21 protein-coding genes and 1 pseudogene are annotated in these 15616 nt (G+C 69.2%); 14 read left to right on the top strand and 8 right to left on the bottom strand.

Annotated elements, in window-relative coordinates:
• Positions 1-45: 45 nt before the first annotated feature.
• Positions 46-174, bottom strand: a complete 129-nt coding sequence (locus ACFXGJ_RS20135) for a hypothetical protein (protein WP_378623735.1) — start codon at positions 172-174, stop codon at positions 46-48.
• Between the two features lie 250 nt (positions 175-424).
• Between ACFXGJ_RS20135 and ACFXGJ_RS20130 the strand changes: the two genes are divergently transcribed.
• From ACFXGJ_RS20130 to tuf, 5 genes are all read left to right on the top strand, one after another.
• The gene (locus tag ACFXGJ_RS20130) at positions 425-931 is read left to right on the top strand and encodes a DoxX family protein (RefSeq protein WP_378623732.1); all 507 of its coding nucleotides are present in this window, start codon (positions 425-427) and stop codon (positions 929-931) included.
• Positions 932-1146: 215 nt separating this feature from the next.
• Positions 1147-1521, top strand: coding sequence for a 30S ribosomal protein S12 (rpsL, locus tag ACFXGJ_RS20125; protein ID WP_027500620.1), 375 nt, complete (start codon positions 1147-1149; stop codon positions 1519-1521).
• On the top strand, positions 1521-1991 hold the full coding sequence (gene rpsG / locus ACFXGJ_RS20120; RefSeq protein WP_114718789.1) for a 30S ribosomal protein S7: 471 nt from the start codon (positions 1521-1523) through the stop codon (positions 1989-1991). The genes rpsL and rpsG overlap by 1 nt, the downstream gene beginning before the upstream one ends.
• Before the next feature lie 132 nt (positions 1992-2123).
• Positions 2124-4226, top strand: coding sequence for an elongation factor G (fusA, locus tag ACFXGJ_RS20115; protein WP_378623729.1), 2103 nt, complete (start codon positions 2124-2126; stop codon positions 4224-4226).
• A gap of 109 nt (positions 4227-4335) precedes the next feature.
• Positions 4336-5526, top strand: a complete 1191-nt coding sequence (gene tuf, locus ACFXGJ_RS20110; protein ID WP_378623727.1) for an elongation factor Tu — start codon at positions 4336-4338, stop codon at positions 5524-5526.
• A gap of 123 nt (positions 5527-5649) precedes the next feature.
• Here the strand turns inward: tuf and ACFXGJ_RS20105 are convergent, their stop codons facing one another.
• The 5 genes from ACFXGJ_RS20105 to ACFXGJ_RS20085 form a co-directional block, all read right to left on the bottom strand.
• Positions 5650-6213, bottom strand: coding sequence for a hypothetical protein (locus ACFXGJ_RS20105; protein WP_378623724.1), 564 nt, complete (start codon positions 6211-6213; stop codon positions 5650-5652).
• A complete protein-coding gene (locus ACFXGJ_RS20100) occupies positions 6210-7208 on the bottom strand; it encodes a DUF6286 domain-containing protein (protein ID WP_378623721.1) in 999 nt (332 codons plus the stop codon). The genes ACFXGJ_RS20105 and ACFXGJ_RS20100 overlap by 4 nt, the downstream gene beginning before the upstream one ends.
• The gene (locus ACFXGJ_RS20095) at positions 7201-7380 is read right to left on the bottom strand and encodes a DUF2273 domain-containing protein (RefSeq protein ID WP_378623718.1); all 180 of its coding nucleotides are present in this window, start codon (positions 7378-7380) and stop codon (positions 7201-7203) included. The genes ACFXGJ_RS20100 and ACFXGJ_RS20095 overlap by 8 nt, the downstream gene beginning before the upstream one ends.
• Positions 7377-7691, bottom strand: coding sequence for a hypothetical protein (locus ACFXGJ_RS20090; protein ID WP_378623745.1), 315 nt, complete (start codon positions 7689-7691; stop codon positions 7377-7379). The genes ACFXGJ_RS20095 and ACFXGJ_RS20090 overlap by 4 nt, the downstream gene beginning before the upstream one ends.
• 77 nt (positions 7692-7768) lie before the next feature.
• Complete coding sequence (locus ACFXGJ_RS20085; RefSeq protein ID WP_378623741.1) at positions 7769-8200, bottom strand: Asp23/Gls24 family envelope stress response protein; 432 nt, start codon at positions 8198-8200, stop codon at positions 7769-7771.
• A gap of 172 nt (positions 8201-8372) precedes the next feature.
• Between ACFXGJ_RS20085 and ACFXGJ_RS20080 the strand changes: the two genes are divergently transcribed.
• From ACFXGJ_RS20080 to ACFXGJ_RS20045, 8 genes and pseudogenes are all read left to right on the top strand, one after another.
• Complete coding sequence (locus tag ACFXGJ_RS20080; protein WP_378623715.1) at positions 8373-8927, top strand: mammalian cell entry protein; 555 nt, start codon at positions 8373-8375, stop codon at positions 8925-8927.
• Complete coding sequence (locus ACFXGJ_RS20075; protein WP_378623712.1) at positions 8924-9412, top strand: twin-arginine translocation pathway signal; 489 nt, start codon at positions 8924-8926, stop codon at positions 9410-9412. Before ACFXGJ_RS20080 ends, ACFXGJ_RS20075 begins: the two co-directional genes overlap by 4 nt.
• 127 nt (positions 9413-9539) lie before the next feature.
• Positions 9540-10742 carry an NAD(P)/FAD-dependent oxidoreductase gene (locus tag ACFXGJ_RS20070; protein ID WP_378623709.1) on the top strand — a complete coding sequence of 401 codons (1203 nt, stop codon included), beginning with the start codon at positions 9540-9542 and terminating at the stop codon, positions 10740-10742.
• A gap of 9 nt (positions 10743-10751) precedes the next feature.
• Positions 10752-10901: pseudogene (locus ACFXGJ_RS20065) on the top strand (zinc ribbon domain-containing protein); the annotation flags it as partial.
• Between the two features lie 9 nt (positions 10902-10910).
• Complete coding sequence (locus ACFXGJ_RS20060) at positions 10911-11192, top strand: Zn-ribbon domain-containing OB-fold protein (RefSeq protein WP_378623739.1); 282 nt, start codon at positions 10911-10913, stop codon at positions 11190-11192.
• Positions 11189-12283: a hypothetical protein gene (locus ACFXGJ_RS20055; RefSeq protein ID WP_378623707.1), complete on the top strand. Its 1095-nt coding sequence runs from the start codon at positions 11189-11191 to the stop codon at positions 12281-12283. Before ACFXGJ_RS20060 ends, ACFXGJ_RS20055 begins: the two co-directional genes overlap by 4 nt.
• An 80-nt stretch (positions 12284-12363) precedes the next feature.
• Entirely contained in the window at positions 12364-12945 is a 582-nt protein-coding gene (locus tag ACFXGJ_RS20050; RefSeq protein ID WP_378623705.1) for a MarR family winged helix-turn-helix transcriptional regulator, read from the top strand.
• Positions 12942-13706: a glutamate racemase gene (locus ACFXGJ_RS20045; protein WP_378623702.1), complete on the top strand. Its 765-nt coding sequence runs from the start codon at positions 12942-12944 to the stop codon at positions 13704-13706. Before ACFXGJ_RS20050 ends, ACFXGJ_RS20045 begins: the two co-directional genes overlap by 4 nt.
• Here ACFXGJ_RS20045 and ACFXGJ_RS20040 read toward each other — a convergent pair.
• Both ACFXGJ_RS20040 and ACFXGJ_RS20035 read right to left on the bottom strand, forming a co-directional pair.
• Positions 13703-14329 (bottom strand): TetR/AcrR family transcriptional regulator, encoded by a 627-nt coding sequence (locus tag ACFXGJ_RS20040; protein ID WP_378623699.1) that lies wholly within the window; start codon positions 14327-14329, stop codon positions 13703-13705. The genes ACFXGJ_RS20045 and ACFXGJ_RS20040 overlap by 4 nt on opposite strands.
• Positions 14330-14397: 68 nt before the next feature.
• On the bottom strand, positions 14398-14769 hold the full coding sequence (locus tag ACFXGJ_RS20035) for an SPW repeat protein (protein WP_378623697.1): 372 nt from the start codon (positions 14767-14769) through the stop codon (positions 14398-14400).
• Positions 14770-14886: 117 nt separating this feature from the next.
• Here ACFXGJ_RS20035 and ACFXGJ_RS20030 point away from each other — a divergent pair.
• On the top strand, positions 14887-15616 hold a 730-nt coding region (locus ACFXGJ_RS20030; protein WP_378623694.1), incomplete at its 3' end, for a DNA alkylation repair protein.

Below are 15616 nucleotides of genomic sequence, written 5' to 3'. Positions count from 1 at the left end.
GCACTCGAATACCGAGTGCGGGCCCTGTCGTGGTTCGCGAGGTGATCAGGCCTTGGCGTTGACCAGTCCGTCGACGGAACCGATGAGGGTGCCCGCTCCGCCGGTGAGGTCGCTGATCGCGCTGGTGAAGGTGCTGATGGCATCGAGAGCGGTGGCGAATTCGGCCGAACCCATGGTGTTGCTCCTTGTGTAGTGCGTGTGGTTCTCGGTACGGGTGCAGTAGCTGCACCGCGTTCATTCGTAGTGGTTGGGCCGTCGCCGGTGCAACGAAATGTGGTGAAGATAACGAAAATGATTTTCGATAGTGATTCGTGTTCGCGGTCCACCTGAACGACTGGGGTGTGCGTCTCGTGACATAGACGGCGCGGCACCGATGCGCGCTACGCCACCGTTCAGTTTCAGTCCCGCTCTGCGAGGTGTCGCCATGGACCAGTCCGCTTCGAGCGCGCACGACGTGAGCGCGCTGCACGAGACCGCGCGGGGCTCGAGGTCGCTCGAGTCTTCCGTGCTCGGGCTGTTCCGGATCGTCGTGGGGTTCCTGTTCCTCGTGCACGGCACCGCAGACCTGTTCGGATTCCCGGTGACGCAGTGGAGTGGACACCGGGCGGCCTTCGCGAGTTGGCCGTACTGGTGGGCCGCGCTGATCGAACTCGTCGGGGGCTTCCTGGTCATGGTCGGGCTCGGAACCCGGGTTGCGGCGCTGATCTGTTCCGGCGCAATGGCGTACGCGTACTTCACGGTCCACCAGCCGCACGGCGCGCTGCCGATCCTCAACGGCGGGGAGCCGGCGGCGCTGTTCTGCTGGGCGTTCCTGCTCATCGCCGCCGCCGGCCCGGGTGCGTTCGCGGTGGGCTCGATGCTCCGAAGTCGCGGCCGGGAAGGTCGAGTTCCGGGGCGCCGACGTCGCCCGACTGTCGCGCACCCGCTTTGACCCCGGACCGCGCCGACGGGTATCGTGGATCGCTGTGCCCGGAGCATGCGGGCAAGTTCGAGCATTCGGTAGGCCAGCGAAAGCGGCTGACGCGAGTCGGCGTGCCCTGAAAAAGGTGGACTCCGGGTGCCGGACACGCCCGACCTCGGGTACGTGGAGGCGGGACGCAGAGCTCGACTAAAAGACGTTTGTAACAACACGAGGAAAGCCGGTCTATGCCAACCATCAACCAGCTGGTCCGCAAGGGTCGCCGCGACAAGGTCGCGAAGCTCAAGACCGCGGCCCTGAAGGGCAGCCCCCAGCGCCGCGGTGTGTGCACCCGCGTGTACACCACCACCCCCAAGAAGCCGAACTCCGCGCTCCGTAAGGTCGCGCGTGTTCGCCTGACCAGCTCGGTCGAGGTCACGGCCTACATCCCCGGCGAGGGTCACAACCTGCAGGAGCACTCGATGGTGCTCGTCCGCGGCGGTCGTGTGAAGGACCTCCCCGGTGTTCGCTACAAGATCATCCGTGGCTCCCTCGACACCCAGGGTGTCAAGGGCCGCAAGCAGGCCCGCAGCCGTTACGGTGCCAAGAAGGAGAAGAGCTAATGCCTCGTAAGGGCCCCGCTCCCAAGCGTCCGCTGATCGCCGACCCCGTCTACGGGTCGCCGCTGGTCACGCAGTTGGTCAACAAGATCCTGCTGGACGGCAAGAAGTCCACCGCCGAGCGCATCGTCTACGAGGCACTCGAGCAGGCGCGCGAGAAGACCGGCACCGACCCGGTCGTCACCCTCAAGCGCGCGCTGGACAACGTCAAGCCCGCCCTCGAGGTGCGCAGCCGCCGCGTCGGTGGCGCCACCTACCAGGTGCCGGTCGAGGTTCGTCCGGGCCGCTCGACCACCCTCGCCCTGCGCTGGCTGGTCACCTTCTCGCGTGCACGTCGCGAGAAGACCATGGTCGAGCGCCTCGCCAACGAGCTCATGGATGCCAGCAATGGCCTCGGTGCAGCCGTGAAGCGTCGCGAGGACACCCACAAGATGGCCGAGGCCAACAAGGCGTTCGCGCACTACCGCTGGTGATCTGACGCCGGGCGGCACCTCGCGTGCCGCCCGTGCGTTGTCACTGATGTGTCGGTTCCTCCCGGGCCGGCTGACAATACAAAAAGACGTGGTCCGCGAGGACCGACACGAGATACGAGCGGGGACAGTCCTGTGGCACAGGAAGTGCTGACCGACCTGAACAAGGTCCGCAACATCGGCATCATGGCGCACATCGACGCCGGCAAGACCACCACCACCGAGCGCATCCTGTTCTACACCGGTGTCAACTACAAGATCGGTGAGACGCACGACGGTGCGTCGACGACGGACTGGATGGAGCAGGAGAAGGAACGCGGCATCACGATCACGTCTGCCGCCGTGACCTGCTTCTGGAACAACAACCAGATCAACATCATCGACACGCCCGGCCACGTCGACTTCACGGTCGAGGTCGAGCGGTCGCTGCGCGTGCTCGACGGCGCCGTCGCCGTGTTCGACGGCAAGGAGGGCGTCGAGCCCCAGTCGGAGCAGGTGTGGCGTCAGGCCGCCAAGTACGACGTGCCGCGCATCTGTTTCGTCAACAAGATGGACAAGATGGGCGCGGACTTCTACTTCACCGTGCAGACCATCATCGACCGCCTCGGCGCGAAGCCGCTCGTTCTCCAGCTGCCGATCGGCGCCGAGGACGACTTCGACGGCGTCGTCGACCTGGTCGAGATGAAGGCCATCACCTGGCGCGGCGTGGTGCCGACCGGTGCCGAGCCGACCATCGAGGAGATCCCCGCGGACCTGGCCGACAAGGCTGCCGAGTACCGCGAGAAGCTGCTCGAGACCGTTGCCGAGTCCGACGAAGCTCTCATGGAGAAGTACTTCGGCGGCGAGGAGCTCACGATCGAGGAGATCAAGGGCGCCATCCGCAAGATGACGGTCAACTCCGAGCTGTACCCGGTGCTCTGTGGCTCCGCGTTCAAGAACAAGGGCGTTCAGCCCATGCTCGACGCGGTCATCGACTACCTGCCGAACCCGCTGGACATCGGTGAGGTCGAGGGCCACGCGCTGAACAACGACGAGGAGATCCTCACTCGCAAGCCGAGCAAGGACGAGCCCTTCTCCGCGCTGGCGTTCAAGATCGCGGCGCACCCGTTCTTCGGCAAGCTGACCTTCGTGCGCGTGTACTCCGGCCGTCTCGATCCCGGCCAGCAGGTGCTCAACGCCACCAAGGGCAAGAAGGAGCGCATCGGAAAGCTCTTCCAGATGCACGCCAACAAGGAGAACCCGGTCGACGAGGCCGTCGCGGGCCACATCTACGCGATGATCGGCCTGAAGGACACCACCACCGGCGACACCCTGTGCGCGCAGGACGCTCCGATCGTCCTCGAGTCCATGAGCTTCCCGGACCCGGTCATCCAGGTCTCGATCGAGCCCAAGACCAAGTCCGACCAGGAGAAGCTGGGCACCGCGATCCAGAAGCTGGCCGAAGAGGACCCGACCTTCAGCGTCGAGCTCGACGAGGAGACGGGCCAGACCGTCATCGGCGGCATGGGCGAGCTCCACCTCGACATCCTCGTCGACCGCATGCGTCGCGAGTTCAAGGTCGAGGCCAACGTCGGCAAGCCGCAGGTCGCGTACCGCGAGACCATCACCAAGACGGTCGACAAGCACGAGTTCACCCACAAGAAGCAGACCGGTGGTTCGGGTCAGTTCGCAAAGGTGATCATCGCGCTGGAGCCGTACATCGGCGAGGAAGGCGAGTCGTACACCTTCGAGAACAAGGTGTCCGGTGGCCGCGTCCCGCGCGAGTACATCCCCTCCGTCGACCACGGCGCGCAGGATGCCATGCAGTACGGCGTCCTCGCCGGCTACCCGCTGGTGAACCTCAAGCTGACGCTGCTCGACGGCGCGTACCACGACGTCGACTCGTCGGAAATGGCCTTCAAGGTTGCCGGTTCGCAGGCACTGAAGGAAGCCGCCCGCAAGGCCGGTCCGGTCATCCTCGAGCCGCTCATGGCGGTCGAGGTGACCACGCCCGAGGAGTACATGGGCGACGTGATCGGCGACCTCAACTCCCGCCGTGGCCAGATCCAGGCCATGGAGGAACGCAGTGGTGCCCGTGTCGTGAAGGCGCTGGTTCCGCTCTCGGAGATGTTCGGCTACATCGGTGACCTGCGGTCGAAGACCCAGGGTCGAGCGAACTTCTCCATGGTGTTTGATTCCTACGCAGAGGTTCCCGCGAACGTCTCGAAGGAAATCATCGCCAAGGCGACCGGCGAGTAACACCGGCTGGGAGCAAGACCGCTGGCGAGTTTTCACCAGCTGAGCACGACAGAAGTAACAACCAACCGCACTGCTGCATACCGCAAGCAACACAACAGGAGGCCATCAAGTGGCGAAGGCGAAGTTCGAGCGGACGAAGCCGCACGTGAACATCGGGACCATCGGTCACGTTGACCACGGCAAGACGACGCTGACCGCGGCCATCACCAAGGTCCTGCACGACAAGTACCCGGACCTGAACGAGGCCTCGGCCTTCGATCAGATCGACAAGGCGCCGGAGGAGAAGGCTCGTGGTATCACGATCAACATCTCCCACGTCGAGTACCAGACCGACAAGCGCCACTACGCGCACGTCGACGCGCCGGGCCACGCCGACTACATCAAGAACATGATCACCGGTGCTGCGCAGATGGACGGCGCGATCCTGGTCGTGGCGGCCACCGACGGCCCGATGCCGCAGACCCGCGAGCACGTGCTGCTCGCCCGCCAGGTCGGCGTGCCCTACATCCTCGTCGCGCTGAACAAGGCCGACATGGTCGACGACGAGGAAATCCTCGAGCTCGTCGAGATGGAGGTCCGCGAACTGCTGGGCTCGCAGGACTTCGACGAGGAGGCTCCGGTCGTGCCGGTCTCCGCGCTCAAGGCCCTCGAGGGTGACGAGAAGTGGGGCCAGTCGGTCCTCGACCTCATGCAGGCCGTCGACGACTCCATCCCGGACCCGGTCCGTGAGACCGACAAGCCGTTCCTCATGCCCGTCGAGGACGTCTTCACGATCACCGGTCGTGGCACCGTCGTCACCGGTCGTATCGAGCGTGGCGTGGTCAACGTCAACGAAGAGGTCGAGATCGTCGGCATCAAGGAGACGGTCACCAAGACCACCGTCACCGGCATCGAGATGTTCCGCAAGCTGCTCGACTCCGGCCAGGCGGGCGACAACGTCGGTCTGCTGGTCCGTGGCATCAAGCGCGAAGATGTCGAGCGTGGCCAGGTTGTCGTCAAGCCCGGCACCACCACCCCGCACACCGAGTTCGAGGGCAACGCCTACATCCTGTCCAAGGACGAGGGCGGCCGTCACACGCCGTTCTTCAACAACTACCGCCCGCAGTTCTACTTCCGTACCACGGACGTTACGGGCGTCGTGACCCTGCCCGAGGGCACCGAGATGGTCATGCCCGGTGACAACACCGAGATGTCCGTCAAGCTGATCCAGCCGGTCGCCATGGACGAGGGCCTGCGGTTCGCCATCCGTGAGGGTGGCCGTACCGTCGGCGCCGGTCGCGTCACCAAGATCAACAAGTGATCCAGCGTCACCAGTTGATCTAGCAGTACCAAGCCGAATGGCGCTCACTCCCTCGGGAGTGGGCGCCATTCGGCGTTTGTCGTCGGAGTTCCCGGGGGCCCGTCGCTCCCGAGCACGCTCAGGTCAGGCGGATTGATCCACCGGGTCGAGGTGCAGGAGCACCTGCGTGGCGACCGCCGCGCCGGGCAACGCCGCGGCCATCGACTGCGCCAGCGCCTCGGCATTGCGAGTGAAGTCCTCGAGATCGAGGGTCGGCTCGCCGACGACGGTGACCCGCAGTGTGGGGAGTCCGCGGTCGTCGACGGCCGTCGCGCGGACCGTCCGGACCCCGTCGAACGCGGAAAGCTCGCTCGCAAGCCCGACCGCCATCGGTCCCAGGTCGACGGACAGATCTGCGCCGCAGAGTTCGCCGCCGAGCTGAACCGTCGAGGTTCGCCCGCGGCGCAGGTTCAGCAGCAGCAGGGTCACACCGGCGACGAAGGCGAGCGCACACGTCGCGCCCAGGGCCGTGGGCCACCAGGGCTGGTCGGGGATCGACGCGATCCGCGCACGGTCGAGCCTGCTCACGAGGTTGCGGGCGGCGTCGAGTCCCAGTCGCCACGTCACCGCCAGCGCGCCGACGGCGAGCAGCGAACCACCTACCGCCAGCACGACCAGCCGGTCCACCACCGAGGTCCGCCGCTTCACGACTTCACCCGCCCGATCCGAACCCGCAGTTCACGGGGTGAGGCCAGCATCGCCAGCCCGGGCGCGACCGTGTCACGCACGGTGGCCTCCAGATCTCGCGGCTGCACCTCGCCGGTGGGAGTGACGTGCACGGTGGCGCGCTTGCGGTCGACGGTGGTCTGCACGTACCGGATGCCGGCGACGTTGCCGGCACGGGCGCTGCACATGCGGGCGACATCGGTGGGCCGCACCCACACCACCGACGCCTTCCGCTCGCCGACCGGCAGGTGGGTCCGGGTACGCGGCGTGACGGCGATGTAGATCAGGGTGAGCCCGGCCAGCGCGGCGAACGCGGCCGCGGGCAGCATCCAGGACTGCCAGTGCAGCCCCGCCACCCAGGACACCGAGTTGCGCAGCCAGGCTGCGGGCGCGATGACCTCCTTGGCGATCAGGAACTCGCGGCCCGTGAGACCGGCGAGAACCAGCAGCCCGGCCGCCACGATCACCGTCACGAGCGCCGCAGCAGGGCGGGCGAGGGGTGCCCGCGGGGGCACCGGCCGGCAGACGTCGGGGGCCTCCGCCACCAACTGCCGGGCGTCGACGTCGGCAGGGGTGTCGCCGTCGCCAGGGACCGCCGCGGCGATCACCACGTGCAGGGTGTCCATCGGCAGCCCTGTGAGGGTCTCGATGCGCTCGCCGACCTCGTGGTGCACCTCCCGGGAGAGCGCCGCGATCGGGCACGGCCAGGCGACCGCGATGTACAGCGCGACGGCCACCGACTCGGGCCCCATCGACACCTCGGCCCTCGGCAGGTCACGCCCCGGCAGCTTGAACAGTCCGCCGCTCTGCCGGACCACGCCGGGCACGCCCAGCGCCGCGGCGACCGCGATCCGTGAGACCGCTCGTTCCTTGACGATCAGCTCGCCGCGCGCGCCGCGCTCACGGTCGAGCGCGCTCTGCTCGTCACTGACCGTCGGGACGGTGGTCGCGAGGCCCGCGGCCGGCTCCTCAGCCACGGCCGCGGCCGCGCAGCAGGGCGCCCAGATCGACGTGCCCGTCGCGGTGCGCGCCGATCGCCATCCCCAGCGCGCCGAGCAGCACCGCGAACACGAAGCCGCTGAAGCCGCCGAGAATGCCTGCCAGCGCCAGCAGCAAGCCGGCGATCAGACCGATGACAGTGCTGTTCATTGCGCCGTCCTCTCCAACTGAACGTCCTCGACCGTCACATTCACCGGCACCGCGACCGCCGAGGTGACAGCTCGGCGAACCGCCTCCGCGACGTCCACCACGTTGGCCGGGTAGGTGACGGAAATGTGCACGGCGCACGACTGCTCGGTCAGTGCGATCCCCAGCAGTCGGCGACCGGGCAGGTAGGTCGCGACCTCGCCGAACATGCCGCCGTGCAGGTCCGCGACGCCCGGCACCGCCAGCACCAGCGCGGCGATCCTGTCCGCGGGCTCCTGCCTGTCCGGGTCGCTCCGCGGGCTCCGCTCCTGCATGTCCGGGTCGCTCCGCGGGCTCCGCTCCTGCATGTCCGGGTCGCTCCGCGGGCTCCGCTCCTGCATGTCCCGGTCGGTCATTGGACTCGCGGCCTCACGTCGGATTCGCCGGCGGGCGCTGTCTCGTCGAACAACACGACGTCGTAGACGGTGATGTTGACCTCGGTGACCTCGAGCCCCGTCATTCGCTCCACCGCCGCGATCACGTTCCGGCGGATGCCGGCGGCCAGTTCGTGCAACGCGACGCCGTACTCGGCGACGATGCCGATGTCGATGGCGGCCTGCTTGGCACCGACCTCCACCGCCACCCCCTGGCCGTGGTTGACGCGGGCGCCCGGGATCCGGTCCCGCAGCGCTCCGACCACCCGTGCGGTCCCGCCGCCGACATCGAAGACGCCGCTGATCTCGCGCGTCGCGATTCCGGCGATCTTCGCGACCACCGCGTCCGCAATGATCGTGCGGCCCTGGGAACTCACCAGCTCGGTCGAGGAGGCAGCCCCGAACTGCACGGGGCTGTATCGCTCTTGCTGTCCCTGGGACGTCGGCTGTGCTGGGACTTCGGTCCGGTGCGGTTCGGTGGTCACACCGTCAACTTTAGTGAGTGCGGAGGCCCTTCGACGCTTGTGAGCCGAATCACCTACCGTGGAGCGGACTCGCACACCACAGACAAGGATTTCGGACATGGGGGAAGCGCAGGCCACCGACGAGCGCGCGGCGGCCGAAACCGCTACCGCGCAGGTCGACGGCGGTGGTGGCCGATCGGGCTTCGTGCTGCCCGCGGTACTGGGAGCGGTGGTGGCGCTGCTGGCCGCCCTCTGCGGCGTCCTGCTGTGGCACCACCACACGGTCGACGCCGCGCAGTCGGAGCGGGAGAGCTTCCTGCAGGCGGCACGGGACGGCGCCACGAACATGACGACCATCTCCCACGAGCATCCCGAGCAGGATGTGCGGCGGGTGCTCGACGGAGCGACGGGGCAATTCCACGACGACTTCGAGCAGAGCGCCGAGTCGTACGTGTCGGTGGTCAAGCAGGCGCAGGTCAGTGCGGTTGCGGAGCGAGTCGACGCCGGCATCGAGTCGCAGGGCGACGACTCCGCGACGGTCCTGGTGCAGGTGACGTCCAAGGTGACCAACCGGTCGGGGCCCGAGCCGCAGCCGCGGGTCTCCCGGTTGAGGGTGACCGTCGACCGGGTCGACGGCGGGTACAAGGTGTCGAAGATGGAGTTCGTGGCATGAACGGGCGGACGAAGCTGACGGCGGCGCTGGGGGTGCTCGCGGTGGCATTGGCGGCGCTCGCGGGCGCGCTGTACCTGACCCAGTACCGTCCCGACACGCGCGTCGACGACGCCATGCGTGCCGAGGTCGGACAGGTCGCGGGTGCGGGCGCGGCGGCATTGCTGTCGTACACCCCGGAGACTGTCGCCGCCGACATGTACGCAGCGCAGCAGCGGCTGACCGGCGGCCTCGCGGACTACTACGGCCGGCTCACCGACTCGGTGATCGTGCCCGCCGCCCGCGACAAGAAGATCAGCACGCACGCGACCGTCACCGGCACGGGCGTGTCGTCGCTCGACGAGGACAGTGCGGTCGTGCTGGTGTTCCTGAAGCAGGAGACGAGTTCGGCCGCGCAGCCCGCGCCGGTCGACGCGACCACGGCGGCCCGGGTCGAACTCCAACGGGTCGACGGCGACTGGCTGATCTCGGGTTTCGACGCGACCTAGCCGGAATCTCGGTGTCGGCGATGGCCGGGACGGCGGGCGTAGGCCTTTCTAGAACACGTGTCAGTTTGGTATGACTTGTGCACGACGGTTCGCGGTCGCGGGCGTATCGGTATGAGGGGTTGAGCAGATGAGTGTCGGTCGAATTGTGATCGTCGGGGCCGGGCTGGCCGGGCTACGGACCGCCGAGGAGCTGAGGCGAGCCGGGTACGACGGTGAGTTGGTGCTGCTCGGGGAGGAGTCGCATCCGCCCTACGACCGGCCGCCGCTGTCGAAGGAGGTCGTCCGCGGTGAGGTCGACGACGTCACCCTCAAGCCCGCCGAGTTCTTCACCGAGCAGCGGATCGAGCTGCGGCTCGGAACCCGGGCGGTCGGGCTCGACACCCCCGCTCGCACCGTAGCCCTCGCCGACGGGTCCAGCCTGGGCTACGACGAGCTGGTGATTGCGACCGGGCTGACCCCGCGCCGCATCCCCGGACTGGCAGACCTCGAGGGCGTGCACGTGCTGCGAACCCTCGAGGACTCGCGGGGACTGCGCGCGGAGCTGACCGCAGGCCGGACCGCACTCGTCGTCGGCGCCGGCTTCATCGGCTGCGAACTCGCCGCCAGCATGCGCAAGTCGGGGCTCGAGGTGATCCTGGTCGAGCCGCAGCCGACTCCGCTGGCGTCGGTGCTGGGCGAGCAGGTCGGGGCCCTGGTGGCCCGACTGCACAAGGACGAGGGCGTCGACCTGCGCACCGGCACGGGGCTGTCGGAGCTGCTCGGCGAGCAGCGCGTCACCGGGGCGGTCCTCGGCGACGGCAGCGAGGTCCGCGCCGACCTGGTGGTCGTCGGCATCGGTTCGAACCCGGTCACCGGCTGGCTCGCCGACTCCGGCATCGAGCTGGCCGCGCCGGCGGACGGCGGCGGCGTGCTCGCCGACGAGTCCGGCCGAACGAGCGATCCGCACGTGTGGGCGGCGGGCGACGTCGCCGCGTGGCGCCATCCCGAGGGGGAGCAGCGACGCGTCGAGCACTGGAGCAACGCCGGCGAGCAGGCCCAGGCGCTGGCGCACGCGCTGGTCGGCGGAGACCGGCCGGTCGTACCCGCTCAGGTGCCGTACTTCTGGAGCGATCAGTACGACGTCAAGATCCAGGCACTGGGCGAGCCCGCCGCTACCGACACGGTGCACGTCGTCCGTGACGACGGCCGCAAGTTCGTCGCCTACTACGAACGCGACGGCCGACTCGTCGCGGTGGTCGGCGGCGGTCTGGCCGGCGCGGTGATGAAGATGCGCGCGAAGATCGCAGGTCGAGTCCCGATCGGAGAGGTGCTGACCGCCGCGGGCGTCTAACGTGGGTTCATGGTCCACGGCTGCCGTGCCCTGCCGGAGCTGAGCGAGCTCACCGCGGCGCACTGGACGTCCGGAGCGTCCGGCCGGCTGTCCGTGCAGCGTTGTGTCACGTGCCTGCGTTGGTCGTTCCCGCCAGTCCCGTGTTGCCGGCACTGCTGGGGCACGGACATGCGCTTCGAACCGGTCAGGGGCAAGGGCGTGCTGGTCAGCTGGACCCGGGTGGCCGAGGCGGTCGGGGGCGCGCCGACCGCGCCGTACCTGGTCGTGGTCGTCGACCTCGAAGAGGGTGTGCGGCTGCTGCTGAACCTGGTCGGTTCGGCCGCCGACGAGTTGCGGGTGGGCCTGCCGGTCCGGCTCCGCTTCCAGCAGATCGACGCCGACGTGTGGCTGCCGCTCGCCGAGCTCGAGGAACTCGAACAGCCGGAGGACGAACTCGAGGCCGTCTCGTGAACACGGTCACGGTGACCGGCGTGGGTCGGGCGCCCGTGCAGTCTGGAGGCCGGGTGGCCGCCGCGGCGACGGCGCTGCACGTCGCGGTGGCCGACGCCGGAACTTCCGGTGCGGCCGTCGACGGCCTCGTTGCCTGCGGCGTGCCCGCGGCGGACGTCGCCGATGCACTGGGCCTCGAATTGTCCTGGCGGACAGAGGAGTCGGATCGGTTCGGAGTGGTGGCGGCGCTGTCGCACGCGACCGCGGCGGTCGAATCGGGTCGGGTACGGAACGTGATCTGTGTCCAGGCGTCCGAGCCGGCGTCCGATGCACGACCCCCGCGTGAGGTTTTCGGGCCGGTCCCGCGCGTCGGCGGGTGGGAGGGCTGGCACGCCCCGTACGGGGCGGAATCGCCACTCGTGGCCATCGCACTCGCCGCCCGGGCGTACGTCGAGCGATTCGGTCTGACTCGTAGCGAACTGGCGCAGGTGGCGCTGCTCGCCAGCCGTAACGGTCGACACGGAACGCCGCTCGGGCTGCGCGAGTATCTCGCGGGCCCGATGCTCGCGGATCCGATGTGCGTGCACGACCGTGCCGTCGCGGTGGGCGGTGCCGCGGCCGTGGTGCTCGGTCACGCGGACGACACGGTCGAGCCGCGGCCGGTGCGCGTCGGGGCGGTCGGGTCGGCGTATGCCAGCAGCCCACTCGCCGAGCAGGTGCCGGAGCCGTCGGCGAGCGCGGTACACCGAGCGGGCGCCGCGCTGTGGTCCGGCGCCGGTCTGGGGCCGGACGACGTCGATCTGGCTCTGCTCGGGGACGAGTTCAGCTTCCTGGTGTTGCTGTGGCTCGAGGCGCTCGGCTTCTGCGAAGTCGGTGCCGCGGGAGGTTTCGTCGCGGGTGGCGTCCGGATCGCGCGGGAGGGGGCGCTGCCGGTCAACCCGGGCGGTGGCCTGCTCGGGCGGGGGCATCGAGTGGGCCTGGACCTGGTGGTCGAGGCCGTCGAACAGCTGCGTGGGGTGGCCGGAGCGGCCCAGATCGAGGATGGACCCGAGGTGGCGGTGGTGGGCCTGGGTGCACCGACGGTGGCCGGCTGCGCGCTCCTTGTCCGCTGAGTGTCGACCCGCTTCCGGTCGGTCGCTCGACCGACGATAGTCTCGACCGTCGAGATGATCGGTGATCGAGAGGAGTGTTCGTGGACTCGGACTCCGCGTTGACGCTGGTGCGCAGGCTGCGAGGACTGGCTTCGGACCTCGACCAGTTCGGCGCCTCGTTCGCCGAGCGCAACGGGCTGCACGTGACCGACCTGCGCGCTCTGATCGTGCTGCTCGACGCGGACCGCGGCGCGGTCGCGGCCACGCCGGGCTGGCTCGGTGCGCAGCTGGGCCTGGGCTCCGCGGCGACGACCGCGCTGATCGATCGGCTGGAGCGGGCGGGTCACCTGACCCGGACCGCCGACCCGGCGGATCGGCGCCGGGTGCTGCTGCGGGTCCAGGAGCAGGCCCGCTACCTGGGCTGGTCGTACTTCGGTCCGCTGGTCGGTCGGCTGGTCGCCCCGATCCGCGGATTCGACGCGGACGAACTGGCGACGGTCGAGCGGTTCCTGTCGGTGATGAACGAGGCGGTCCGGGACGGGGGCCGCGGCGCGGACGCAGAGCGGGCTGGGCAGGAGCGGAGCCTGCGGAGCGACCGGGCTGGGCAGGAGCGGAGCCTGCGCAGCGACCGGGCTGGGCAGGAGCGGAGCCTGCGCAGCGACCGAGATAAGTTGGTGCGGTGACTGTCGCGCTCATCGACTCCGGCCTCGGGTTGCTGCCCACTTCGGCCTGGCTTCGCCGACTGCGCCCGGACCTGGACCTGCTGCTGTGCCTCGATCCGGAGGGTGCGCCGTGGGGTCCGAAGCCCGTGCCGTGGGTGATCGACCGGGTGGTCGGAGCGGCCGAGCGTGCGGTCGATCACGGGGCCGAGGTGGTCGTGCTGCCGTGCAACACCGCGAGCGTGACCGCCCTCGATCACGTGCGGGCCAGGCTCGGGGACGGCGTTCCGGTGGTGGGGACCGTGCCCGCGATCAAGCCCGCGGCCGCGGTGTCTCGGTCGGTCGCGATCTGGGCGACCGCCGCGACCACCGCGAGCACGTACCAGGCGAACCTGATCGATCGCTTCGCGAACGGCGCCGACGTGGTCGGGGTTGCCTGCCATGGACTGGCTGACGCAATCGACCTCGGTGACCGGGATCTGGTGTCGCGCGCGGTTGCGGATGCGGCCGCCCGCACGCCCGCCGGTTGTGATGCGGTGGTGCTGGGGTGCACTCATTACCCGCTCGTCGCCGACGAGATCGCGGCGAGTCTGCCCGCAGGTGTGACCCTGTTCGACAGTGCGGAAGCCGTTGCGGCGCAGACGTTGCGGCGCATCGACGGACTCGGTGCCCGACGTGCCGGCGACGGAACTGTCTCGGTACTGCTCAGCGGCAGGCCCGGGCCGTTGCCGGCGAGCGCGGCGGCATACGAGGACGGCCGTGCGCTCGTCGCGAACGTCGGTTAGGCACCGGCGGCGCTGAGCTGCGCGAGTCCCGCCGCGACCAGCCGGGCCACACCGCGAAGGTCCTCGGCTCGTTCACGTGCGAGTTCGTCGAGGTCCCGCATGCGGTCGGTGCTCGCGGCGGAGAACATCGCCGCGACCCAGGCGGTCGCGCAGGAGTCGAGGACGCGGGCGGGGGCGGTCAGCGGCGAACTCGCGCGGAGCACCTCGACGGTCGCGTCGTGCAGGTACGCCCGCAGGCGTCGGAGGTGTTCGCGCACGGCGGGGTGGGTCTCGGCCTCGCGCCAGATGATCACCCGCATCACGGAGGAGTGGTGGTCGCGCAGGTTCAGGGCCGCGTCGAGGTTGACCAGGGCCGATTCGGGTTCGCCGGTGACGACGAGTTCACCGACGTCCGCGAGCGGTTCGGCGGGCATTCGCTCGGCGATCAGGGTGGTGAGTATCGACTCCTTGGTGGGGAAGTAGTAGAAGACCAGTCCCTTGGGGACGCCGGCCTTCGCGGCGATGGCGGCAGTCGGGGTGGCGTCGAATCCTCTTGCGGCGATGAGCTGTTCGGCGGCGTCGAGGATCAGTTTCCTCGCGTCACCGTCCACGCTGGCCGTGCGGCGCTGGCGCGGACGTGGCATACGTACTCCTTCGGCCGGGTCGATCGAGGCGGCCCGGCTCGGTTGTCGTGGATGGTTGGTGCTGTGCGTCAGTGATGCGCCGCCAGTCCGCCGCCGTGCCCGATGTGCATCGGCGACCCCTCGGGGAGTGCCGCCATCGCCGTCAGCACGGTGAGTACGCCGCCGACCCAGGAGGTCCACGAGGCGCCCATCATGCTGGAGTAGCCGGTGACCCACGGCGCGATGAACAGCAGTACGCCGAGCGCACCCATTGCCCACACGACCATCTCGGTAGCGGGAGACATCATGTTGGCCAGGCCCGCGACGGCAACCAGCACGCCGAGCACGATCATCGACCAACGTGCGGCGCTGTTGGTGCTGACCCAGATCGGCGACAGCGCCACGACCACACCGATCACGACGGCGGCCCAGTCCTGCCACCGTGCCCATGCTGCCTTCATTTCCTGCCTCCTTGCACAGAGAACTGATACCTCCGGTATAGACCTGATTGACCGCCCGGTCAACGGCGCGACGCCGGCCGCCGGGCGCCGCCCGTCCGGTCGTGGCAGGGTCGGATCATGCATGTGACGGACGAGGTGATCCGGGCGCTGGACGAGGTGTCGAACGCACAGGATGCGGCGCAGCTGCAGAGATTCTTCAAGACCGGCCCGGGGGAGTACGGCGAGGGCGACGTCTTCATCGGGGTTCGCGTGCCCGCGATCCGGAAGGTGGCGGCCGAGTTCGCCGACCTGGGTCTCGCGGAGATCGACGTGCTGCTCGACAGTCCGGTCCACGAGCACCGGATGGCCGGTCTGGTCGTCGCGTCCGGGCGCTTCGAGCGAGCCGGGGCGACGCGCACCCGCGACGACGGCGAGCGCGAGCGCATCGCGGACTTCTACCTCGACGCGGTGCGCCGTGGCCGGGTGAACAACTGGGACCTGGTCGACACGTCCGCCGAGCGGATCCTCGGCGGCTGGCTCTACGACCGCCCCCGCGACCTCGTGTTCGAACTGGGCGCCGACGACGACCTGTGGCGCCGGCGGGTGGCACTGCTGACGACCTTCGGGTTCATCCGGCGGGGTGACGCCAGCACGACACTCGAACTCGCTCCGCAGGTGCTCGACGACCGCCGGGACCTCACGCAGAAGGCGCTCGGCTGGATGCTGCGGGAGGTCGGCAAGCGGGTGGACCGTCGGCTGCTGCTCGACTTTCTCGACGAGCATGCCGCGCGGATGGGTGCGACGGCGCTCGGCTATGCCACCGAGCACCTGGACGCGGACGCCCGCGCCGAGTACCGGCGGCTACGCC

This window comes from Rhodococcus sp. NPDC059234, assembly GCF_042754225.1.
Lineage (GTDB): Bacteria > Actinomycetota > Actinomycetes > Mycobacteriales > Mycobacteriaceae > Rhodococcus_G.
This window is presented reverse-complemented; position numbering and strand designations above follow the sequence as displayed.